Origin of the sequence: Flavobacterium piscis, assembly GCF_001686925.1 — a bacterium.
GTDB classification, from domain to species: Bacteria; Bacteroidota; Bacteroidia; order Flavobacteriales; family Flavobacteriaceae; genus Flavobacterium; species Flavobacterium piscis.
In genome coordinates this window covers 81,959-105,664 of the sequence record NZ_LVEN01000013.1, presented here as the reverse complement: position 1 = coordinate 105,664, position 23,706 = coordinate 81,959, and the positions used below count along the sequence as shown (strand labels likewise).

Genomic DNA, 23,706 nt, shown 5'->3' with positions numbered 1-23,706 from the left:
CATTAGTACTATTTATCGAACACCGTGCATCATCTTTTTCAAGAATGGAGTCAAAGCAAATAATATAATTGCTGCGATACCTGTAAGAACCACAAATACCATAAAGAATTCATATAAGTTATGAATTTCGAAACCGGCAAAAAAGTGATTGTGAGCACTAATCTGATGTTGATCTAATAAAGCTATTTGCTCTGCAGTTGGCGTAATTTTATTATCTAAAACTGCCTGAAGATCGATTCCTAATTCTTTTGCTTTTGCAAATTTATCACCAGTAGCCGGTAAGATAGAACCTAAAGTTCCTCCTAAAGCATAACCTGACGCATTCGACAAAAAGAATACTCCGTACAATAAAGAAGAAAAACGTTTTGGAGATAATTTACCCACCAATGATAAACCAATTGGAGACAAACATAACTCAGCACATGTATTTAAGAAATACAATAGAATAAGCCATTTCACTAATAATAGTCCCGAAGTTCCGATATAAGAAACCTGAGTAGCAATCATGAAGAAACTAATAGAAATTACCACTAAACCTACAGCTAATTTTACAGGAGAAATTGGCTCTTTATCTTTAGCTCTTAAAGTATCCCAAAGAATACTGAAAGGTACTGCTAAAATCACCACAAATAATCCGTTGAAAATTTGAACCATTGAAGGCGGCATTAACCAGCCAAAGAAATTTCTATCGGTTTGGTTATCTGCAATAAAAGTTAATGATGAACCTGCTTGTTCAAAAGCCGCCCAAAAGAAAATAATAAAGAACGAAACGATATAAATTACAATAATTCTGTCTCTTTCTATTTTTGTCAAAGAAGTATCTGAAATAATTAATCCGGCCAATGATAAACCACTTGAGTAAATCAGGGTATAAATTAAGTTTTGTTCTACTACATAGTGAAAAAAGAATCCTAAAGCTACAAATGCAATTCCGGCAATAGCCAAAGCTTTGTTAGAAAAATTAGCTTTTTGCGCTTCTCCTTCTTCAAAATCAGAAGCATCGTTTTTAGAAGGCAAACCTCCTAATGGTTTTCCTTCAGGAGAAACCACATATTTATTTTTCAAAAAGTAAAAAAGTAACGTACCTAATAACATTGCAATAGAAGCCGCCATGAATCCCCATCTAAAAGCATGGATATCTCTAATTCCGCCACTATCTTTTACATCTCCTAATAAAGGACAAATAGACTGACCTAAAAAAGCTCCGATGTTAATTCCCATATAGAAAATAGTAAATGCACTATCTAATTTTGTTTTTTCCTGTTTAGGATACAAACTTCCCACCATACTGGAAATATTTGGTTTGAAGAATCCGTTACCAAAAACAATAACTCCTAAGGCAGAGTACATGATGATTTTAGCTAAAGGCAAATTTGCTTCAAAAACACTACCACTTGTAAATAATAGCATTTGTCCAATTGCCATTAATAATCCTCCTAAAAGGATACAGTTTCTGTTACCCAAAAAACGATCGGCTACAAAACCTCCCAACATTGGCGTCAAATAACAAAGTCCAAGGAAACCTCCATAAATTAAAGATGCTTCTTCTTCCTTCATCAATAGTGAATTCACAAGAAATAAAGTTAATAAAGCCCGCATTCCATAAAAGTTGAATCGCTCCCACATCTCCGTTCCAAACAATACCCAAAGTCCTTTTGGATGCGCAGTTTTTACTTGAGTTTCTCCCATATTATTTATTATTTGATTAAGGTTTAAAGTTTTAGATTATAAATTTTCTTTGATAAAGTTAGTCATTTTATTATAAAGCTGAATTCTCGTTGCACCGCCATAAATACCATGATTTTTATCCGGATATATCTGAGAATCAAATTGTTTATTGGCCTGAATTAACGCTTCCATCATTTGCATAGAGTTCTGCACATGAACGTTGTCATCACCTGATCCGTGAATCAGTAAAAACTTACCTTTTAATTTACTAACGTGATTTATTGGCGAGTTTTGATCGTATCCGCTTGCATTTTCCTGAGGAGTCTGCATGTATCTTTCGGTATAAACACTGTCATAAAAACGCCAGTTGGTTACCGGAGCAACTGCAATCGCCATTTTAAAGACATCGTTTCCTTGAAAAATACAGTTCGAAGCCATAAATCCACCGTAACTCCATCCGAAGATTCCAATTCTTGCAGCATCAACATAAGGATAAGCTCCAATTACTTTAGCTGCATCGATTTGATCCTGAACTTCGTATTTTCCTAATTCTTTTTGAGTAACTTTTTTGAAATCAGCACCTTTAAAACCAGTTCCTCTTCCATCAACACAAGCCACAATATAACCTTGTTGTGTTAGCGAAGCAAACCAATAATCATCAGAATTATTCCAATCGTTATTTACCTGCTGGGATCCAGGACCAGAATACTGGTACATGAAAACAGGATATTTTTTTGAAGGATCAAAATCTTTTGGTTTCAAAATCCAGGCATTCAATTCGTTTCCTTTAGCTGTTTTTAAAACAAAAAATTCCTTTGCTGGTAAATTATAGTTTTTCAATTTGGCCGCCAGAGCCTGATTGTTTTCGATAACCTGAATTTCTTTTCCTGTTTTAGACTCATTTAAAGTATAAGTCGTAGGCTGAGAGGCACTTGAGAAAGTATTAATAAAAAATTGGAAGTTAGGGCTAAAAGTAGCTGTACTTGTTCCCACTTTTGCTGTTAAGCGTAATTTGCTTTTTCCGTCTAAACCAATTCTGTAGATATCTCTGTTGATAGAACCATTTTCTGTAGATTGGTAGAAAATAGTTTTGTTTTTTTCGTCGAAACCGTAGTAAGATACTACTTCCCAGTTTCCTTTTGTAACCTGATTTTTAAGTTTTCCTGTTTTATCATACAAATAGATATGATTAAAACCGTCTTTTTCGCTTGTCCAGATAAAACTGTTATCTTTTAAGAAAGTCAAATTATCTGTAACATCAACATACGCTTTGTCTTTTTCATTTAGAACCACTTTTGCAGCAGCTGTAGTTCCGTCAACAAACAGTAAATCAAGATTATCCTGGTGGCGGTTTAAAACCTGAGCCGACAATACATTGTTATCATTTGTCCATTGCAACCTTGCAATATAAAAGTCATTATAATTATCTAATGCTACTTTTTTAGTACTATTTGCGGCTGCATCATATATATGTAATGAAACTACTGAGTTTTTCTCTCCTGCTTTAGGATATTTGAATGTTTCGATATTGGGATATAAATCTTTATGGAACATCGACATCGAAAATTCCGGCACCTGGCTTTCATCAAAACGAATGTAAGCTAGTTTTTTACTGTCTTTACTCCAGTCAAAAGCCCGTACAAAAGCAAATTCTTCTTCATAAACCCAATCCGTAATACCATTAATGATGGCGTTTTTCTTTCCATCGCTTGTAACGGCTGTAGATTTTTTTGAAGCTACATCATATACATAAAGATTATTTTCTTTTGCATAAGCAATTTTAGTTCCGTCAGGCGAAAAAGTTGGTTCCTGAACCTGAAAATCAAAAAGTTTCGTTAGTGATTTTGTTGTTATATCGTATAAAAAATAGTCTGCTGTAAAAGAGTGGCGAAAGATTTTATTTGTATTACAAGCAATTAGGATCTTTTTTTCAGAAGCATCAAAAGTATAGCTATCAATTCCTTCAGCAAGTTCCTTATGATTTTTAGTATCAATTAAGTTCGATACTTTTTTTAGGGTAGCAAAATCATACAAATCAATCTGCATACTTCTACTCGCCTGGTCTACATTTAAAACTGTGTACTGGTCTGTATTCTTTAGTGATTGCAACTCATCCATTCCTTTTGCACGAAATGCTCCGCTATAAATATCTTCGACAGTAATTTTTTGTTGACCAAAAACAGTAGCCACTAAAAATAAAAGTATTACAGTAATTTTACTCGTATTCATTGAGAATTATTTTAAATATAAAAAAGAGCCCAATTTTAGTAAAAAAAATGAACATAATACACATTTCAACTGTTAAATGTTAAAAAAAATAACGTTTGCGTCCTTTTCAAATTTGAAATACATTACAAACAAAACTCTTAAAATGGTATCTTTGCCGCGACATTATTATTTAAAATACTGAGAATGAACAACGCCGTTGCCGGATTTTCTAAATTATCCAAAAAAGAAAAAATAAACTGGATCGCCAATACCTATTTTTCAAGCCCTGAAGAAGCACTAACTATTATAAGAAATTACTGGAATTCAGACGAAAAGCTGCAGCAGTTGCATGACGAATTCATCGAAAACACCATTACAAACCTTTATATTCCACTTGGAGTTGCTCCTAATTTTTTAATCAACGGAAAATACAAAACCATTCCAATGGCAATTGAGGAGAGTTCCGTGGTTGCAGCAGCCTCAAAAGCAGCAAAATACTGGTCAACCCGAGGAGGATTTAAATCAACTGTAATTGATACCGAAAAAATTGGTCAGGTTCATTTTACTTTCAACGGGGACGCAGAAAAATTACATTCATTCTTTGATCAGATAAAATCAAAATTTTTCTCTGACACACAAAGCATTACCAAAAACATGCAACAACGTGGCGGAGGAATTTTAGATATTAAACTAAAAGACAAAAGAAGCTTATTAGAGCATTACTTTCAGCTTCACGCTACTTTTGAGACCAAAGACAGTATGGGTGCCAACTTCATCAATTCTTGTCTGGAACAATTTGCTACTACTTTAAAGGAAGAATTTCAAGATTCTGATTTATTTTCAGAAGATGAACATTTAAAAGTAGTTATGAGTATTTTATCCAACTATGTTCCGAATTGTATTGTTAGAGCAGAAGTTTCCTGCCCTATTGAAGACTTAACAGAAAAACATATACCCAATCCGCAAGAATTTGCAGAACGTTTTTTACAAGCGGTGCAAATTGCCGAAGTCGAACCTTTTAGAGCCGTAACCCACAACAAAGGGATCATGAACGGAGTTGATGCGGTAATTCTCGCGACCGGAAATGATTTTAGAGCTGTTGAAGCCGGAGTTCATGCCTACGCTTCAAAAAATGGTCAGTACGCCAGTTTATCTCATGCCAAAATCGAGAACGGAATTTTTACTTTCTGGCTTGAAATTCCTTTAGCTTTAGGAACTGTTGGTGGATTAACTTCTTTACATCCTTTGGTGAAACTGTGTTTTGATATACTCGAAAAACCATCTGCAAAAGAATTAATGCAAATTGTTGCTGTTGCCGGTTTGGCACAAAACTTTGCCGCATTGCGCTCACTAACTACAACCGGAATTCAGGAAGGCCATATGAAAATGCACTTAAACAACATCATCAACCAATTTGAAGCTACCGAAGAAGAGCGTCGTTTAATTAAATCTCATTTTAAGAAAAACGCCGTATCTCATAGCGCCGTTGTAGAATTTATCGAAACTATAAGAAAATAAACAAAAATTCCAAATATTACAGCTTTCGACTAAAATTCCAAATCCCATTGCTAATTGGAATTTGGAATTTAAAATATTGGAATTTATTTTAAAAATAGAGAATGAAAACAACTTTTTATAGTAACGGAAAACTCCTGATTACAGGCGAATATTTAGTTTTAGATGGCGCCAGAGCTTTTGCATTACCCACAAAATTTGGACAAAATTTAATTGTAGAAAATGGCTCAAACCAGGAAATTCAATGGGAAAGCTATGATTTTGACGAAAACATCTGGTATCAGGACACGATTTCATTTTCTGAAATAACAAACAAAGTTGATGCAAAAATCGAAACAGTAAAAACAACGTTACTGCAGATTTTAAATGAAGCGTATCTTTTAAATCCTGATTTCATCAATAATTCAGAAGGATACAAAATCAGCACCAACCTTACATTTCCCAAAAAATGGGGACTTGGGACTTCTTCCACATTATTAAATAATATTGCACAATGGACCAATATCGATGCTTTTACGCTCTTAAAAAATAGTTTTGGCGGAAGCGGTTATGATATCGCCTGTGCACAAAACGATACTCCAATTGTATATCGCATTGAACAAAATTTACCTGTCGTAGAAACAGTACATTTTAATCCTGATTTTACGCAAAACATCTATTTTGTTTACCTTAATAAAAAACAAAATAGCAAAGCAGCCATTAGTGCGTATTACAACAATAAAAACCAACATTTAGCCCATAATATCATTGACAATAATAAAATCACCGATACTATTCTAAATGCTAAAACAGTAAAAGAATTTGCTATTGCAGTAGAAAAGCATGAAATTCACATGAGTGACATTCTAGAAATACGTACTATAAAAGAAGTTGCTTTTCCGGATTTTAAAGGTGTTGTTAAAAGTCTTGGCGCTTGGGGCGGCGATTTTGTAATGGCAATTGCAAAAGAAGATCCAAAAGATTATTTCATTTCAAAAGGATACGAAACCATTCTTACTTATGATGAAATGATATTACAGCAATAAAAAATAATTATCTATAACCGACATAAAAGCAAAAAAAGTAAACTATTCGTTTACTTTTTTTTTTTTACGATGTCTTCTCCAGATGTCGGACTTTTTGAGTTTCCAGTTCGTTTGATTCTATCAAAGTATTGTGTAAACGTTCTGCCATTTTTTCGATACTGTTATTAATAGAATCATACACAACTTCCATCCTGCGATGTTTCTCCTCCTTCACGGCTTTCAAAACATCTTCAACAAAAGCTTTATCATATTTTTCAGCAACAGAATCACGAGTATTGGTAAGCCTGATCACATAATCGTTACTCATAATCGTAACTTTAAAATGCTGCTCTTCATTACTCAAATAATACTTACCTCCCAGTTCATCACTATTGATATCAGTACTGCTCAGTTTCAAAAGCTCTGTAATTATTCCAAAAATGTGATTTTCAATTTTAGAATAGACTCTGGGCCTTCTTTTCAACAAATTAAACATAAACATTAAATGCTTGATTATTAAAGTACTTGATCATTATCCTTTTGTAATTTTTATTTAACAACCTTTAGATTAACAAAAAATTGTTAACATAAAAATCGGAACAAATTAACTGTAATATTTTGAATATCACAAACTTTTCACTTACATTTCTATTATTCCTATATAACTTAAGAAAAATGAGGTGATAATTATTACAAAAAACACTATTCATATAAAAGAAAAACCCGAAACATTCATTAAGAACGTTTCGGGTTTTATATTGAAACCTTTATTTACTAAAGACTAGTAATTAAATTGCAATCTGTTATCTTCAATTTTAGCGTTAGCTTTCAATGCAGGCAAAATTCTGCTTGCATCAGATGCGCTTTGAGCTTTCACTTTCGCTACATATTCTGCGTGATTTGCAGCAGCAGGCGCTTTTATAGTACTAATGTTTTTTACAACATATACTCCTGTATTTCCTTCGATTGGAGCAGAAATTTTGTTTGCTGTTAATGCAAATGCATTACCAACAACTTTAGGCTCTTGTCCAACTCCACCAGGTAAAACCGGATTATCCATAGTAACATTTGCTGCTTGTTGAACTGCTACACCAGCGCTTTTAGCAATTGCCTCGATAGTAGAACCTTTCATTTTATCTTTTAGCATTTCAGCTTTTTTCTTGTTTTTCAAGATAGACTCAACGTATGGTCTTGCTACTGTTACAGATACTAAACCTGATTTGTTTTCGCTTTTGTATTGAGCAATTACGTGACCAATATTAGCGATCTCAAAACGTTTTACATCTCCAACACTAGTTTCTTTGTCATAAGCCCATCTGATAATGTTACGTTGGTTTCCTAAAGGACCAAACGCTTCATCCATAGCTTTTGCAGTTACAGGAGGAGCTACTTTTAAACCTAACTCTTTTGCTGTAGCATTAAAATCTTTATTAGCAGCATCCATTTCGAATTTAGTCGCTAATGTAAATACTTTATCAGAAGTAGCTTCAGAAGGCTCAATTTTTTGAGCAATAGTTGCTAAACGAATTCCGTCTTGTTTATCAGTAATTTTGATAATGTGAAATCCAAAAGGAGTTTCAACTAAACCAACTTTTCCAATTCCGTTATTGAATACAAAATCATTGAATGGTTTTACCATTTGGTTTGGACCAAAATATCCTAAATCACCACCTTGTTGGGCAGATGAATCATCAGAACTTGTAAAAGCCAACATCATGAAACTATCCGGATTTGCCTGAACCTGAGCCAAAATTTCTTCTGCTTTAGCTTTAGCTTCTTCTTTAGTTCTTTTTTCTTTTTGGTTTGGAGTTTGAGATCCTTCGTAACCAATTAAGATATGACTTGCTTTTGCGTTAACACCAGCTTTAAATCCTAAAGATTTAGAAATAGCATAATATCTTCCGTAAACATATGGTCCGTAAATTGCTCCTGCAGGTAAGCTGAATAATTTATCAGCATCAACAGCCGGTAAAGCATTTTTAGGAACGTAAGTAGAATCGTAAGGAACATCAGAATTTGAGTTTACAAATTCAGCAATGTTTGTAGCATTTCTAAAACCTGGCAAAGTATCATTTTTACCTGTTTTTGCGTTATACTCTACTCTACCGTTTAATAAAGCAGTGATTTTAGTTTTGATTTCAGCCTCATCTTCTTTTGAAGCTTTGTCTTCTACTAAAACGTATTGAATTTCACGAGTTGCATCCGCTTTGAATTTTTTCTCGTTTTTCTTCATATAATCTACAATTTCTGAATCAGAAATTTTTACTTCGCTATCTTTAATCGAAGAATATAATGCAGCAGCATAAGCAAAGTTTACTTTGTTAGCTTCCATTTCATATTTCAATTTTCCTTCGCTTACAGTAGTATAAAGACCCGCTTTTACTAATGTGCTGTAGATTTGGAATTTTGCATTTAATTCAGCATCTTTTTCTTTTTCAGAAATGAATTGTGCCGCTTCAGGATTAGCTTTAAAGTATTCTTTAAATTTCGCTACATCAAAAGCACCAGCAGCATTTAGGAACATTGGATTTTTACCAATGTTTGGATCTGATTTTAAAACTTCAAGCAAGTGTTTCTCACCTACTCTTAATCCTAATTTATCAAACTGAGAAGATAATAATGCGATTGAAACTTCTTGATCCCAAACTCTGTTTGCAGCTTCAGTGGAAGTAATTCCTTGCCCACTTTTTTCAACATTACTAACTTTAACTCTAAAGTCTTCAAATGAAATATCTTTTCCATCGATGCTTCCCACATCCTTTGAACTTTGACCGAAACTCCCTCTAGTGAATAGATCTTGTATTATAAATGCAAATAATGCAAGTGCAATAACTCCTATCAATAAAGCGGAACGCTGTCTAATTTTTGCTAAAACTGCCATTTTTATTATCGTTAATTTTATATTCAGTTTGCGAAAATACAATTATCTAGTTAATAACAATACAACTAGCGTTTTATTTTCAACATTTTTTTTTATTAATTTAAAAAATCACTCTTTTATTGTCAATTTGACCAATTCAATTTTCTTATTTGTGGCTTCTTCAATCACGAAATGATAGCTGTCAATCACTATTTCTTCGCCTTTTTGAGGGATTTCTTTGGTAGAATTAACAATAAAGCCACCTAATGTTCCGTAAGAATCTTCTTCAGGAATACCCAACTTATATGTTTCATTAAGATACTCAACATCTAATCTGGTCGAGAACAAATACTTACCCTCACCTAACTCTTTTTCAATTAATTCTTCTTCCTCTGAATCATGTTCGTCTTCGATTTCTCCAAAAAGTTCTTCGACTATATCTTCTATCGTTATTATCCCGGAAGTTCCTCCATATTCATCTAAAACAACAGCAACGTTTTTTCGTTTTTTAATCAACAAATTCAAAGCGTCTTTTATCAAAATCGTTTCCGGCACAAATTCAACCGTCATTAAAACTGATTTTATTGTTTTAGGTTTCTTAAACAAATCAAATGAATGCACATAACCTACAATATCATCCAGCGAATTTTGACTGACTACAATTTTAGAGTAGCCTGTCTCAATAAATAAAGCCTTTAGATCATCAATACTATCAAATAAATCGATGTCGACTATTTCTGTACGAGGCGTCATAATATCACGTGCTTTTACGCCGGAAAACTCTAATGCGTTCTGAAAAATCTGAATTTCCGAATCGACTTCTTCATCATCTTCAACAGAATTCATTTGTTCTGTGATGTAATTTCCAAGCTCAATTTTACTAAAATACAACTGAACCTGATCGCCTTCTGTTTTAAAAAATTTTCGCAATACAAAATCCGAAATCCAGATAAAAAAAGTAGAAATATAATAAAACAACCTGTAAAACAAATAGGCAGGAATCGCAAAAATCTTAATTAATGAATTGGCATAAATCTGAAAAAAAACTTTCGGGAAAAATTCTGCCGTTATTAAAACTACAAAAGTAGAAATTACCGTCTGAACCAGTAAACTCGTTAAATTAGAAAAATGAAATCCTAAATTGCCAATACATTTTAGAATTAAATCTCCCATATAAAACCCATAAACTACCAATGCTACATTGTTACCAATAAGCATTGCAGCAATAAATTTTGACGGATTTTCTGTAAGTTTGGTTAGAATTTGGGATAAAAAATTATCTTGTTTTTTTTCGATTTCAAGATAAATTTTATTCGAAGAAATAAAAGCTATTTCCATTCCTGAAAAAAAGGCTGATAGTATTAAACATAGTATTATAATACTAATTTCCATTTTTTACTGTTTTTTGTTACGTTCATCAAATTTCTTGACAAACTTTCTTCTGAAGAAAAACATAAATATAGCCATACCAGCAATTAAAAAGCTTAAAGTAGCGGTATCATTTCCTTCGTTTATTTTTGTAAACCCATCATAGATGAAGTAAACTGCAAATGCTATGTAAACGTATTGTGTATATTTTAAGTAACCCATAATTATAATTTTTCGTCTGATTCAAATTCACCGCTAACACGCTGCGAATTAATCACTTTAAAGTCTTTACTAAAATCAATTCCCTGACCGTAAGAAACACCTTTAGCATCTGTAAGCTTAAATTTTCTTTCGGTGTAAAACCATTCGTTTTTCTGATCAAAATACAACTGCTCCGTTTCAAGCATCTGCCCGGTTTCTGAAGTAATCTTAACCTTTCCCTGCAAATCTATTATACCGGTTAATTTATATGAAACGGCATAATTAGACACTATAAAAGTACGCTTTTGTTTTTTATCGTATAAAGTAACATCAATTCCTTTTGGAAACTCGGTAAAAGGAAAATCCAAATTAGAGTAATCCAGCATTTTTGGACTTTTCAAAACTCCGGTAATAAGTCCTGAATCTGTATATTTTATATTTACAGTATCAGCATCACTCCCCGGAACAAATTCTGAGAAGTTAATTTTTTGAACTTCTTTAAAATTACTTTCGCATCCAAAAAACAGTGTCACAGTAAAAACTGTGACAACCGCTATAATATATCTTTTTGGTAAATTCATTTGCCAAATGTAGTAAATTGTACGAGCTTATAAAAACACAATTTTTACGCTTAATTGAATTTAGTTTTTACAAACCATCTGTCGTTGAAAGAAAAACTCAAACTAAAGTTGAAATAATTCTCCTGAACCAAAGCCGCAGATGTTGTTCCTCTTTTACCATATTCAATTCCAACATTTACGTTTGAAAAAGTTCCGCCACCAATTGGAATTCCAGCCCCTAAAGACATTCCAACATCATTGATTGATTCGTTATTAACAACCAGACCAAGTTTCTCATATTTCAATCCGGCTCTATAAGTAATTCTGCTTAAATAACTTGTAAAAGAAGCATAGTTAGGAATAAAATATCCACCTACTGCATACTTTTGATATTTTTCGTAACTTACGTTAGGAGCGGCATTATAATAATTGGCAAGCTCTCCGTTACCCTGAAAAGCAAGTGTAGTCCCTACTAACCATTTTCTTGCCTGACCAATACCTGCACCAATTGTAATTTTATTAGGCAGTTTTAATTTATCTTCCTGTGCAGGAGCCTGATAAGGATCCGGATCTCCATCTACCGCAATAACTCTGGTACTATTTGAATTTAGAGTACTTGCAAAAGTATACGCTAAACTAGTAAATACGCTTAATTTTTTATTGATTTTTGTTTGATACATTGTACCAATATTAAAACTCACCCCTGACAACTCAGAAGCATTAGTTTCGCTGGTGCCATTTTGAACTCCAGTAGCAAGCTCAATAGTTGTAGTGGTAATTTTACCAAAATTATATTGTACATCAGTTCCAATATTCCACTTAGGTGTAATTTTGTATCCTAAACCTAAAAATACTTTATTCACGCCGCCTTTCCCCTGAAGTTGAGAACTTGTCCCGTCTGGTATGGCAGTCTGGTTATTTAAGATTCTATAGTCAACAGAAGTTACAGGAACCAAACCAAACGCTGCACCAAATTTTCCCATTGGGATTCCCAATGCCAAATAATCAAAAGTAGATTTTTGTGATTTTGCAGATTCTTCAGTAGTTTTTAGTTTTGCACTTCCAAAAGTTCCTCCAACGGTAAAAGTAGTTTGTCTTAAACTAGCATAACTTGCCGGATTTTCAATATTCAAATGGATACTATCCTGCTCTACAGAAACTCCAGCCATAGACCTATTTTCAAGAGTTCCTTTAAATCTAACATCCCCAATTCCGAAGAAAGAATAAGGAGATGCACCCTGTTGAGCAAATGAAACGAACGAGATAAGCAAACAAGCGCTTACTATAATTTTTTTAATCATTGTCGATTTTTATATTGAAATGTTTGGTTCAAACTTTCTAAAAGAAAATTTGAATTGGCAAATATGGTATTTTTTAATCGTTTAGCCAAAAAAACTGCATCGCCTCCCGTTAAAATTATTATAAAATTTGAAAAGTTTGCACGATATTCATCGATAAAACCATCAATCTCATAGACGAACCCATTTACAACTCCGGAATGAATGGCCTGTTTTGTTGAGTTTCCTATATAGTTTTCAGGCGTTTCAAAAGCCAGCAAAGGCAACTTGGCTGTGTAGTGATGCAACGCCTCATATCGCAATCGTAAACCCGGAGAAATTGCTCCACCCAGATAATTATCATTTTCGTCGATAAAATCGTAGGTAATACAAGTTCCTGCATCTATCACTAACCTGTTTTGTTTAGGAAACTGCAAAGTAGCTCCGGAAGCCAAAATCATTCTGTCAATTCCTAAAGTTTTTGGGGTCGCATATTTATTTACGAAAGGAAAAACATCTTCATGAGTAAAAAAATGAATATTCAGCTCTTTTTCGAAAGTCAAAAAAGATTCTTTTTCGATTTTTCCGACTGATGCAACAACCAAATCGGAGCAGTTCGAAAATTTTTTTAAAATTTTTTTAATTTTTTCTTCAAGCTCATTTTTCTCAAAAACAAAGTTTTCAAGAACAGTACTCTCCTCAAAAACAGCCGCTTTAATTCGAGTATTACCCACATCAATTGTTAAAATCATATTTATTTCTTTACCATTGCGAAGATACGAATTGATTTTTTTAAAAAAATGTTTTGGATAAACGAAAAATGATTCTATATTTGCACCCGCATTGAGCACAAGACGGTACCTTAGCTCAGATGGTAGAGCAATGGACTGAAAATCCATGTGTCCCTGGTTCGATCCCTGGAGGTACCACCAAATCCCGAATAGCAATATTCGGGTTTTTTGTTTTTAACACTTTCCTGACTTTACCGCTATTTTTTTTTACCGCAAAGGTCACTAAGTTTTTTTTACCTAACGTTATGTTGAGAAAACGCAAAGTTCGCAAAGCTTTACGATAAAAAGCTTTGCGAACTTTGTGTTTTTTTTTAGTTTTTGACCGCGATAAAAAGCCTATTGAATTTTACCAATATTGTGTCCCAACGGTTAAAACCGTTGGCTATGTTTATATTGTACTAAAAAATTCTAGCATTAATTTCTACTCTTACATGCTGTTGCATTTCGAATATAGCCCGTGGTTTCAACCACGGGACACGTGATAATACACAAAAAAAGATTCGCAAAGCTTTATAATAAAACTTTATGAATGCGTATTTTCTTTTGCGATCTTTCCTTAAAAAGCCTAATGAATCTTGCCAATATTGCGTCTCAACGGTTAAAACCGTTGACTGTTACAAATATTGCAAAAAAAGGTTCGCAAAGCTTTATAATAAAACTTTGCGAACCCTTGCGTAAATCTTAGCGTTCCTTGCGGTTAAATTTTTTCGCAATTAAATCACCTGCAAAAAATTATTGATGAAATACAGAAACTGCAGGGAAATAATATCCTGAATAATTTACCGAAGCTGTTTTAACTCCTGAATCAGCATTAAATAAATAAAGATTATTGATGGAGAAATTAACGCCAAAACCTTCATTTAATGTATTTAATACCAAAATATTTTTCTTTCGATCATAACCAATTCCTGCACCATATAAGATATTTGAATTTGTTAATGTAATAAAAGGCGCAGTCAATGACTCTGGAGTTCCAGTGTATTTATAAACTTCTTTACCACCACTAAAACTTCCGTTTTTAGCAATAAAAACATCATTTTTAGCCGCTGTAATAGATCCCGGATGCCATGCTCCCCAGCTTCCGTAAGCCTGAAAACCTAATGGAATTTCTTTTACTTCAAGAGTATTTGAATCTATACTGATAAGATTTTTACCTCCTGCTGCCCATACTTTTTTATCGTCGGTAACTGCAAATCCTAAAACCATACCCGGAATCGTTTTTTCGATCGCCAATGTCGAAGCATTAATAACAATCACGCCTTTTGAAGCAGACAATGCAAAAACATAACCGTTAGACTTCACGATATCTCCTACCTGACCGGTAATACCATCAATTTGTCCGCTCACTTCCATTGTATTAAGATTAAGCTTAAATATCCCTTTACTCGAAGTCAAAAGAGCCTGATTTTCATCAATACCTACTACTGCACGCCAGTCGTTTCCACCTTTAGCCGCAATTCTTTTTTCTTCTTTAAGCGAATAAGCATCAGCAACTACCACTGGTCCACCAACTTTAGCAACTAAAAATAGTTTTTCATTAATGATCGTTCCAAATTCTAGTGTAGATGTTGCCGGTTTTAAATCCTTATCCGGATTTACTTTTACAAAAACACTGTCTTCTACTGCTTTTGTATCATATCTGTAAAACCCTACCGTTCCTGTTCCGTGACCAAACCATCCTTCGTTGATCATAAAGAAACCATTTTCATATGCTCCCCATGCATGAATATCATAAGTAAGAGCTACGTTTCCGCCATCATTTTTGGCTATCATTGTAATTTTAAAATCTCCTCTTGTTTCCGGTTTAAAGATATAGGTAGAATCAGATCCTACTACTTTTCCGTCTATAGCCCATTCAAAAGAAACATTTTTTCTATCTGCTAATTTTGAGCTTAATTTTAGTGCTTTTCCAACGGTCAAAGTATCTTTTAGCTGCTGTTCGCCTTTTATAACAGGCGGCGCTGTAAAATCATCATCATTATTACACGAAACTGTCAGCAGCATCAAAGAGGCGATTGCAATTAAAGGTTTGGAAAAAAATTGGTTTTTCATTATTAAATATTTAAAAAATTATAGTACTTAAATCTTTAAATCGAAATACAATTTACCCTTTCAAAAGTTATATAAATACACTTTTGTAAAAGCAAAACATCTTGTACATCGATACGTTTTAATGATTTTTTTAATGAAGAAAAAAAATGAATCGAATACAAAAACACTCCGAAGGAAATTGTTTTGACGATATCATATTTGCAGAAAAAAAATCTCATAAACTCTATTTTTGGCTTACGAGAATAGAATAACTAAACCATACATGATCACACAAAGTGAAATGTATTGTTCTTAATTCAAGCTTCAATCCCCGAAAGCTATTTATTACTATAAAAATGGCAGGTCTTCTGACTTGCTCCCTACACCCAGCCTTCCCTTTCAAAATGAAAAGTGACGTATTAAAGGGTTTCAGTTAATGAGCTTACAGCTGCGGGACAGTTTTGGATTTACACCAAATTCCCTTTTAATGTCAATATTGTATCAATACGACAACCATTTTCTGTTCTAAAATTTGAGCTGCAAAACTAGTGTTTTCTTTCGTAACAAAGCAAGAGTTCTTTATTTTAAAGGCCTTGAGCATTGCAGCAAACTATAGCTTATTCGATTTTTAAAGCTTTGATTTACCGAATAAATGTTAAATCAACAAATAAACACTATTTGTTAAAAAAGTATCAAATAAATAAAAAATTATCTTTTATATTCGTGAAAAAATATTTAATAGTTTTAATTATTACCAAGTATACAAATTAGTTTATGAGTAAAACTTCTACAAAAGGCATCTGGAAAGTAATTTCAGCCTCATCAATGGGTACTATGATCGAATGGTATGATTTCTATATTTTTGGGAGTTTGGCCGTCGTAATTTCAACTAAATTTTTCCCTAGTGATAATCCCACTGCGGCTTTTTTGTCCACATTAGCCACTTTTGCTGCCGGATTTGTTGTGAGACCATTTGGAGCTTTATTTTTTGGGAGACTGGGAGATATTATTGGCCGAAAATATACTTTTATGGCCACTTTATTATTAATGGGAGGTTCTACTTTTTTAATAGGATGTATCCCGAGTTACGAAACGATTGGTTTTATGGCGCCCTTATTAGTATTAATTCTGCGTTTATTGCAAGGATTAGCGCTTGGTGGAGAATACGGAGGTGCAGCGACTTATGTAGCCGAACATGCTCCAGTCGGACAAAAAGGATACTGGACTTCCTGGATTCAAACTACCGCTACAGTTGGTTTATTTATTTCGTTAATGGTTATTCTGGCAACCAAAAATGTGCTTTCTCCTGAAGATTTTGACTCCTGGGGATGGCGTGTTCCGTTTTGGGTTTCGATTGTTATGGTAGGCGTTTCTTATTTAATTCGTAAAAACATGGACGAATCTCCGGTTTTTGCCAAAGCTAAAAAAGAAGGTACAACCAGTACAAACCCTCTAAAAGAAAGTTTCGGGAACAGATACAACCTCAAGTTTGTTTTACTCGCTTTATTTGGAGCCACAATGGGGCAAGGTGTTGTTTGGTACACGGGACAGTTTTATGCGATGAGTTTTATGAAAACCGTAATGAATATCGATTCATCGCAGGTAGATGGATTATTAGGTATTGCACTATTATTAGGTACTCCGTTTTTTATTTTCTTTGGATGGCTGAGCGACAAAATAGGACGAAAATATATTATGATGGGCGGTATGCTTCTTGCCATTTTATTCTACAGACCTATTTACAAAATGATGTACAATACCACAGATGTAAGCTACAAAACTGAACTAACTCAGGCCACAAAAGAAACAATCGAGGTCAATAAAGACAACGATTCTATCTATACCACACATAAAGAATATACCGACGGAACTTCTTTTTTACAGAAAAAGACGCATTTTTCAGGCAAAAAAGATGATCAGATTACTACTTCGATTGCTATCAATTCAAGCGATGAATGGACTTTAATTTTCTTAGTTTTCATTCAGGTTTTATTTGTTACGATGGTATACGGACCTATCGCGGCATTTTTGGTCGAAATGTTTCCAACAAAAATCAGATACACCTCGATGTCATTGCCTTATCATGTTGGTAATGGTATTTTTGGAGGTTTACTTCCCGCAATTTCTACTTATTTTGTCACACATTCCAAACAAGCCGGAAAAACGGACTTTTATCTCGACGGACTTTGGTATCCTATTATTATAGCTTCAGTCTGTTTTGTAATTGGAATGATTTATATCGATAATAAAAACAAAACCAATCACCTTTAATATTATAAACTATGAATACGATCAAACAAATTTTAGGTGTTTTATGGATTATTCTTGCAGCTGCAGCGGCTTACTTTTGTGTATTTGAATTTGGCTTACCCAAACTCCTGTCAGACCAGCAAGATGATTTAGTTTTTGGAATCATCATCCTTTTTATTCTGACTCCTCTTATTGTTTTAGGATTAGGAACATTTGGTTATTTTGCCGTGATTGGAGAATACAATGATAAGAAGAGATAAGAAAAACTACAAACAAAAACCAGAAAAGGGCTGTCTATTATATAGAGCAGCCCTTTTGCATTACTAACCAAACCAAAATCTTTACTTAGCAAGTATATCTTAAAAAGGGCCATCTCAAAGAGATAGCCCTTTTTTAATTATCAGAAAACATTAGTTTTTTGTAATCGTGTATTTTTTTCCAATAAAATCAACAACGATTGTATAATCTCCTGCAACAGCAACTGGAATATTAGCTCCTCCGGCTTCTAATGATAAATTATTACCATCGTCACCAAAGTTAGTATCCCATTTATCGTCAAGTCTGAATTTGTACTCCCCAACTACCAATGGTCCTGTATAGGAGTATGTTTTAGTTGCTAAATCATACTCTAGATTTGTATCCGGATCATTCCATCCATTAGGCGTTGCAGAACCAATCATTCCCCAATTGTCCCAGGCAGAATAAGAAGTAACAGCTATTTTGATCACATTTGAATACTGAACAATACCTCTTGTCCCAACATACGATTTAACACGAATATCAGCATCCTGAGATTCAAAAGCCGTTAATCCGGCATTAAGCGCTGCTGCATTAAGCTCTCCACTTGTTACCGCTACCTTATTTGTTGTTGTTACAGAAACTACAACTACATCTTTAAAGTCTGTTCCTGATTTTGCCATTTGAAGTTCATAACTTACAGGTGTAGATTCACCTTGATATTGCGCAGCATCCCATGTAAAGGTCGCAACTACTTCATTAGGTGTTAATTTATCAAGAACAAAAACTGATCCTTCAGCAGGAATTGCCAGTACAGCTGCCTTTGATGGCGTTACAACGGTAAGATCATCATCTGAATCACAAGCTGTAGCTGATATAAATAACAGTGCAAATACACTTAGTTTTAATATATTTTTCATATTTCTCGGATTAAGATGAATAGCCTGGATTTTGAGTTAACTGTGAATTCGCTTGTAATGCACTTGTAGGGATTGGGTACAAGTTGTAAGTTTCAGGAATTGCAACTCCATCTTTTACTCCACCTTTCCAAGGCCATAAATAAGATCCTCCAGTGAATTTTCCAAATCGAATTAAATCTTGTCTTCTGTGTCCTTCAAGGTTTAATTCTCTACCTCTTTCTTTCAAAATGAAATCAAGGTTTAATTCTCCTGCATTTATTTCTAAAGCATGAGATCTTGTTCTTACTTTATTTACATATTCTAAAGCTAATCCTGCTGAACCTCCACTTGCTCCTCTTACCACACATTCAGCATACATTAAATAAGCATCAGATAATCTGAACAAAGGAAAATCTGTATTCGCAAAACTTGTTGCATTAGTAGTTCCAACAAAGTTTTTATTTGTAAATTTTACACTAGGATAACCGTCTGTCCATTTTTTATAATCATTCATCTCGTATGAATGTCCTGTAGTAAAGAATAATTTTGCTCTGTCATCTTTAGAATCAACAAGATCTCCATTATTAAACAATCCATACCAGGCTTTTGTAGCTCTGTGACCACTCCAGCCATCAGTTGCACCATAAGTATTAGGATTCATTGTTTCTGTACTTAAATTTCCATTGATGATGTAAGTTGTGTTACCATAACCCTGACTTACCACTGCATCTGCAATTAAAGTATAGATAATTTCCGGTGAAGTATTGTTGTCTCCTGAAAATACACTTGCAAAACTTGGAGCAAGAGTATAACCACCTTCGTCGATTACTTTTTTAGAGTACAATAAAGCATCATCATATCTTTGAGTACCTGTATACACTTCTGCATTTAGGTATAATTTTGCCAAAAGCATTCTTACTACATTTTTATCTGCTTTACCGTAAGATTTTGTTGCTGTAATAGTACCTTCAACTTCTTTTAATTCAGATTCTATAAAAGCAAAAAGTTCTTTTCTTGTTGATTCCTTTTTCGGAGTAGTGGTATTAATATCATCTTCGGTCGTAATAGCTCCTTTACCAAAACAATCTGTTAGGTAATAATAAGATAATGCTCTTAAAAAACGTAATTCAGCAATATGGTTTTCTCTGTCTGGAACTGCTACTTTAGTTGTTTTTAAAATCTGAATCAAATTACTTGACTGAGATATCGTGTAATAAGCCCTGTCGTATAAATATCTAAAGAATTTATTATTCCCATTCCAGCCACTTGTTGTGGTTAACTGGTCTAAACCATCATCTCCCCAACGATTTTTCATGCCATCTGCAGAGAAATCCTGTAAGTTGATTATACTTCTTAAAAATGCAGCTTCTCCCGCATCTTTTGTAGTAACATCACTAGAACCCGGACCATCAGGACCTGAAAGAGCAAAAGTTCCGTAAATTTTAGAAACTAAACCGTCTACAGCATTTGGATCCTGCTCTAAAAGCTTATCCAAAGTCAATTCTACTTTTGGTTCTGTATTTAAGTCATCTACACAAGCAGTGAATAAGAAAAGAACAAAAGCAGCTCCTATAATCTTAAATTTAAATTGATTCATCTTTATATTTTTTTATTAAAAGTCTAAATTCAGACCAAAACTGAAAGTTCTTGATCTTGGATAGAAATTATTATCAATTGCATTGAAATTCTCCGGATCAACCCCTGTATAATCGGTTACAATAAATACATTATTAGCTGAAGCATACAATCTTAAAACAGCACCTTTAATTGCTTTATCAAAATTATATCCAAGAGTAATATTCTGACAACGTAAAAAGCTTGCATCTTCTAAGTAATAATCAGAAAATGGAACGTTTCCGTTAATCGTTTGAAAATCAAATTCAGTATTCAAAACATTCGTTAAACTAGTTGAATTAGCAGGCAATGCCTTATCAATAAATCCAGACTGAAGTTTTCTGGCGTTGTATACTTTTCCTCCTATTTGACCATTGAAAGTAGTTGATAAATCAAACTGTTTGTACGAAGCTGTCAATCCTAAACCGTAGGTCCAGTTTGGTCTTAAAGCCACATAATATCTATCACTATCATTGATAACACCATCTCCGTTTTTATCTACAAAAGCATTTTCAACAGGTCTGTTGTTTGAGTCATAAACTTGTTGAAATACCCAAGCCGAATAAGGTTGTTGTCCAACAGTATTGTAAGCGATCTTTTGTCCTGTTCCTACTGGAATACCTGATGCGTTATCTACGTTTGTAGTTCTGTTATTCAAATCTGTAATTTCACCAATATTATACGCTATATTTCCGTTTAGAGATAAATTGAAATCATCACTATTGATCACTTTTACATTCAAGTTTCCCTCAATACCTTTATTTTTCATGCTTCCCACATTAGAAACAAATTCATTTGTTAAAGCTTGTCCAGGAGCCGCCGAAACTACTGATAGTAAATCTTTTGTATATTTTTGATAGGCATCGATGCTACCTGTAACAATACTTTTTTCAAAAAGATCAAAATCAATACCTACGTTATATGTAGTTGTTTTTTCCCATGTTAAATCCTCATTATAAGGTTTAGCATAATAACCATTTACTCCCGGGATATAAGTACTTGAGCTACTAGTTGGAGCAAATAACGCACTGTAAGGATAAGAACCAGCAACTCCTGTTATATCTTGTTGTCCTGTAATACCGTAACCTAATCTTAATTTTAAGTCTTTGAATGTTTTAGAATCTTTTAAGAATGATTCGTCTTTCATTCTCCATGCAACACCCGCTGCAGGGAAATAACCCCATCTTTTATCTTCTTTAAACAAAGACGATCCATCTGCTCTTAATGTAAACGTAAATAAATATTTGTCTACTAAGTCAAAATTAGCTCTTCCAAAAAACGATTGTAAGTTTCTCTCGTTATAATATCTATTATTGGCATTAGAAGGGTTTGGAGTTGGCTCTCTTAAACCATTTTCAGTACTGTATCTGTAAATTCCCTTGTTTCCGTCAGTTTTAAAATTCTGATAAGAATAACCCGCCTGAGCATCAACTCTTGTCACAAATCCTGTTAAACTTTTGTTGTATACAAAATAAGCATCTAATGTTTTATTTGTAACTGTTTGATCTTCGGCATAATTTAAACCCGGATTAAACACATACGTTGGAGGAGTTGTCGCAGCAGAGTTATCTATTTGATAAGTCTGAATAGCATTATCTGTATATGTTTCTCTAATTTTTGATTTAGATGCTTCGACACCACCATTAACAACAGCTCTTAATGATTCTAAAAATGGCATTTTATAATCTAATTCAATATTTCCTACTAATTTCTGAACTTCTTCAGGACGTGATCGCTGGTTCAGTATTGCTAATGGATTTTGTGCTCCATTTATAGAATTATTAGTATTAAGCAACTGATAATATCCTCCAAATATATTATTTGGTGAATTAGGATCAGCATATGCCGGTTTAGTAGGATCCATTCCTAGAGCGCTACCAATAACAGCATCACCATCTATAGCATTCTTTTTAACCGATATACCTTTAGCATTAACATCAATTTTTAAATGATTATCTAATAAAACTGGCGAAAGTCTAAGAGATCCGGTATATCTTTCAAGATCATTTGTTCTTACAACTCCTTCATTTTTAGCATAACCAACAGAAGCTCTAAATGGAATTTTACCAAATAAGTTTGCTCTTGCACTAAAGTTATTATCAGTAGAGATAGAGGTTCTGTAAATTAAATCCTGCCAATCTGTATTATATAAAGTTCTTCCTTCTATTTGAGGAGTTGCCGGATTATCAACTGCACCACTACCATCAGGAATACCTAACAAATTAGTGTAAGTTGGATGATATTTTTGAATGAAAGATGTAAATTCAGGTCCAGTCATCATATCAACAGGATTATTAACTTTTCCTATTGTTACATTAGATGAAAAAGTGAATTTTGGAGCACCCGAAACACCTCTTTTAGTGGTAACAATAATAACACCGTTAGAGGCTCTTGAACCATAAATAGCTGTAGCTGATGCATCTTTTAAAATCGTAAACGAATCAATATCGTTAGGGTTTATCAATGTTAACGGATTAGAGATTCCTGCCGGATTGGTATTATCAATTGGCACACCATCAATAATAATCAACGGATTGTTGTTACCTGATAATGAACTTCCACCTCTAATTCTAATATTTGGATTTGCATCTGGCATACCACCATCTGTAGTAATTCTAACACCAGAAGCTCTACCTACAAGCAGCTGATCTGCAGAACCAACAGGTCCTTTGTTAAGCTGATTGGCAGATAAAACCGTTACTGCACCTGTAGCATCTTTTTTCTTAACAGTACCGTAACCTACTTGTACCACAACTTCTTTAAGCTGATTGGTATCTTCTTCTAAAGAAATCGATATAGTTTTTTGACCATTAAAAACTACAGTTGACGTTTTGTATCCAATAAATGAAACCAAAATTTTGTCTCCATTTTTTAAATTAGATAACTGAAATTTACCGTCAAAATCTGTTGATGATCCGCCTGGAGCACCCTGTACATTTACATTTACTCCCGGGATTGGTTGCCCCGTTGCCACATCGGCAACTGTTCCTGTTAAGGTACTTTGAGCTAGCACACTAAACGGTAACAGTAGGAATAAAAATAACAACTTTTTGTAAATTGTTTTCATACTTTTTGTTTAAATTAGTTTGAGTTTTTGATTGTTAGTTAAGTTTTTAATTTTACTTCGAATTTCAAAATTATGAATTTATTAACATGCTCGACCAGAGACCATTTTAATTGAGTTACGAAAACGTGGTAGTGTTGAAAACTTTCTATTTTTTGT

Annotated in this window: 17 protein-coding genes, 1 tRNA gene and 1 riboswitch; of the genes, 5 read left to right on the top strand and 13 right to left on the bottom strand. The window is 33.7% G+C overall.

The window, feature by feature from the left end:
• Positions 1-12 precede the first annotated feature (12 nt).
• Both FLP_RS09125 and FLP_RS09120 read right to left on the bottom strand, forming a co-directional pair.
• Positions 13-1,689, bottom strand: a complete 1,677-nt coding sequence (locus FLP_RS09125) for a peptide MFS transporter (protein WP_065449221.1) — start codon at positions 1,687-1,689, stop codon at positions 13-15.
• A gap of 36 nt (positions 1,690-1,725) precedes the next feature.
• The gene (locus FLP_RS09120) at positions 1,726-3,897 is read right to left on the bottom strand and encodes a S9 family peptidase (protein WP_065449220.1); all 2,172 of its coding nucleotides are present in this window, start codon (positions 3,895-3,897) and stop codon (positions 1,726-1,728) included.
• Between the two features lie 183 nt (positions 3,898-4,080).
• On the opposite strand from FLP_RS09120, the gene FLP_RS09115 reads away from it, so the two are divergent.
• Complete coding sequence (locus tag FLP_RS09115; RefSeq protein WP_065449219.1) at positions 4,081-5,394, top strand: hydroxymethylglutaryl-CoA reductase, degradative; 1,314 nt, start codon at positions 4,081-4,083, stop codon at positions 5,392-5,394.
• 101 nt (positions 5,395-5,495) lie between these two features.
• Complete coding sequence (locus tag FLP_RS09110; protein ID WP_065449218.1) at positions 5,496-6,416, top strand: GYDIA family GHMP kinase; 921 nt, start codon at positions 5,496-5,498, stop codon at positions 6,414-6,416.
• Between the two features lie 64 nt (positions 6,417-6,480).
• Here FLP_RS09110 and FLP_RS09105 read toward each other — a convergent pair whose 3' ends face one another.
• From FLP_RS09105 to FLP_RS09075, 7 genes are all read right to left on the bottom strand, one after another.
• Positions 6,481-6,897: a hypothetical protein gene (locus FLP_RS09105; protein ID WP_243397590.1), complete on the bottom strand. Its 417-nt coding sequence runs from the start codon at positions 6,895-6,897 to the stop codon at positions 6,481-6,483.
• Between the two features lie 279 nt (positions 6,898-7,176).
• Complete coding sequence (locus tag FLP_RS09100; RefSeq protein WP_065449216.1) at positions 7,177-9,276, bottom strand: peptidylprolyl isomerase; 2,100 nt, start codon at positions 9,274-9,276, stop codon at positions 7,177-7,179.
• 108 nt (positions 9,277-9,384) lie between these two features.
• Complete coding sequence (locus FLP_RS09095) at positions 9,385-10,647, bottom strand: hemolysin family protein (protein ID WP_065449215.1); 1,263 nt, start codon at positions 10,645-10,647, stop codon at positions 9,385-9,387.
• 3 nt (positions 10,648-10,650) lie between these two features.
• Positions 10,651-10,845: a hypothetical protein gene (locus FLP_RS09090; protein WP_065449214.1), complete on the bottom strand. Its 195-nt coding sequence runs from the start codon at positions 10,843-10,845 to the stop codon at positions 10,651-10,653.
• A 2-nt stretch (positions 10,846-10,847) separates the two neighbouring features.
• Positions 10,848-11,405, bottom strand: coding sequence for an LPS export ABC transporter periplasmic protein LptC (gene lptC / locus FLP_RS09085; protein ID WP_065449213.1), 558 nt, complete (start codon positions 11,403-11,405; stop codon positions 10,848-10,850).
• Between the two features lie 50 nt (positions 11,406-11,455).
• Positions 11,456-12,685, bottom strand: coding sequence for a BamG family beta-barrel-assembly machinery protein (bamG, locus tag FLP_RS09080; protein ID WP_065449212.1), 1,230 nt, complete (start codon positions 12,683-12,685; stop codon positions 11,456-11,458).
• Positions 12,682-13,413: a type III pantothenate kinase gene (locus tag FLP_RS09075; RefSeq protein ID WP_065449211.1), complete on the bottom strand. Its 732-nt coding sequence runs from the start codon at positions 13,411-13,413 to the stop codon at positions 12,682-12,684. Before FLP_RS09075 ends, bamG begins: the two co-directional genes overlap by 4 nt.
• A 104-nt stretch (positions 13,414-13,517) precedes the next feature.
• On the opposite strand from FLP_RS09075, the gene FLP_RS09070 reads away from it, so the two are divergent.
• Positions 13,518-13,593 (top strand) — tRNA-Phe (locus FLP_RS09070).
• Positions 13,594-14,184: 591 nt separating this feature from the next.
• Here the strand turns inward: FLP_RS09070 and FLP_RS09065 are convergent.
• A complete protein-coding gene (locus FLP_RS09065; RefSeq protein WP_065449210.1) occupies positions 14,185-15,504 on the bottom strand; it encodes a DUF5074 domain-containing protein in 1,320 nt (439 codons plus the stop codon).
• 320 nt (positions 15,505-15,824) lie between these two features.
• Positions 15,825-16,016: riboswitch (cobalamin riboswitch) on the bottom strand.
• A 241-nt stretch (positions 16,017-16,257) separates the two neighbouring features.
• Here FLP_RS09065 and FLP_RS09060 point away from each other — a divergent pair.
• Positions 16,258-17,754, top strand: coding sequence for an MFS transporter (locus FLP_RS09060; RefSeq protein WP_065449209.1), 1,497 nt, complete (start codon positions 16,258-16,260; stop codon positions 17,752-17,754).
• Positions 17,755-17,765: 11 nt separating this feature from the next.
• A complete protein-coding gene (locus tag FLP_RS09055; RefSeq protein ID WP_065449208.1) occupies positions 17,766-17,993 on the top strand; it encodes a DUF6814 family protein in 228 nt (75 codons plus the stop codon).
• A gap of 150 nt (positions 17,994-18,143) precedes the next feature.
• Here FLP_RS09055 and FLP_RS09050 read toward each other — a convergent pair whose 3' ends face one another.
• The 3 genes from FLP_RS09050 to FLP_RS09040 are packed head-to-tail and all read right to left on the bottom strand — an operon-like array spanning position 18,144 to position 23,550.
• Complete coding sequence (locus FLP_RS09050; protein WP_065449207.1) at positions 18,144-18,890, bottom strand: SusE domain-containing protein; 747 nt, start codon at positions 18,888-18,890, stop codon at positions 18,144-18,146.
• A gap of 10 nt (positions 18,891-18,900) precedes the next feature.
• Positions 18,901-20,466 (bottom strand): RagB/SusD family nutrient uptake outer membrane protein, encoded by a 1,566-nt coding sequence (locus FLP_RS09045; RefSeq protein WP_065449206.1) that lies wholly within the window; start codon positions 20,464-20,466, stop codon positions 18,901-18,903.
• Positions 20,467-20,481: 15 nt separating this feature from the next.
• A complete protein-coding gene (locus FLP_RS09040; RefSeq protein WP_065449205.1) occupies positions 20,482-23,550 on the bottom strand; it encodes a SusC/RagA family TonB-linked outer membrane protein in 3,069 nt (1,022 codons plus the stop codon).
• Positions 23,551-23,706: the final 156 nt, after the last annotated feature.

Coding starts and splice junctions, on each gene's coding strand:
- FLP_RS09105 (WP_243397590.1), bottom strand. CDS start 6,897: ATGTTTATGTTTAATTTGTTGAAAAGAAGGCCCAGAGTCTATTCTAAA.
- bamG (WP_065449212.1), bottom strand. CDS start 12,685: ATGATTAAAAAAATTATAGTAAGCGCTTGTTTGCTTATCTCGTTCGTT.
- FLP_RS09065 (WP_065449210.1), bottom strand. CDS start 15,504: ATGAAAAACCAATTTTTTTCCAAACCTTTAATTGCAATCGCCTCTTTG.
- FLP_RS09040 (WP_065449205.1), bottom strand. CDS start 23,550: ATGAAAACAATTTACAAAAAGTTGTTATTTTTATTCCTACTGTTACCG.
- FLP_RS09125 (WP_065449221.1), bottom strand. CDS start 1,689: ATGGGAGAAACTCAAGTAAAAACTGCGCATCCAAAAGGACTTTGGGTA.
- FLP_RS09095 (WP_065449215.1), bottom strand. CDS start 10,647: ATGGAAATTAGTATTATAATACTATGTTTAATACTATCAGCCTTTTTT.
- lptC (WP_065449213.1), bottom strand. CDS start 11,405: ATGAATTTACCAAAAAGATATATTATAGCGGTTGTCACAGTTTTTACT.
- FLP_RS09110 (WP_065449218.1), top strand. CDS start 5,496: ATGAAAACAACTTTTTATAGTAACGGAAAACTCCTGATTACAGGCGAA.
- FLP_RS09120 (WP_065449220.1), bottom strand. CDS start 3,897: ATGAATACGAGTAAAATTACTGTAATACTTTTATTTTTAGTGGCTACT.
- FLP_RS09060 (WP_065449209.1), top strand. CDS start 16,258: ATGAGTAAAACTTCTACAAAAGGCATCTGGAAAGTAATTTCAGCCTCA.
- FLP_RS09115 (WP_065449219.1), top strand. CDS start 4,081: ATGAACAACGCCGTTGCCGGATTTTCTAAATTATCCAAAAAAGAAAAA.
- FLP_RS09090 (WP_065449214.1), bottom strand. CDS start 10,845: ATGGGTTACTTAAAATATACACAATACGTTTACATAGCATTTGCAGTT.
- FLP_RS09075 (WP_065449211.1), bottom strand. CDS start 13,413: ATGATTTTAACAATTGATGTGGGTAATACTCGAATTAAAGCGGCTGTT.
- FLP_RS09100 (WP_065449216.1), bottom strand. CDS start 9,276: ATGGCAGTTTTAGCAAAAATTAGACAGCGTTCCGCTTTATTGATAGGA.
- FLP_RS09055 (WP_065449208.1), top strand. CDS start 17,766: ATGAATACGATCAAACAAATTTTAGGTGTTTTATGGATTATTCTTGCA.
- FLP_RS09045 (WP_065449206.1), bottom strand. CDS start 20,466: ATGAATCAATTTAAATTTAAGATTATAGGAGCTGCTTTTGTTCTTTTC.
- FLP_RS09050 (WP_065449207.1), bottom strand. CDS start 18,890: ATGAAAAATATATTAAAACTAAGTGTATTTGCACTGTTATTTATATCA.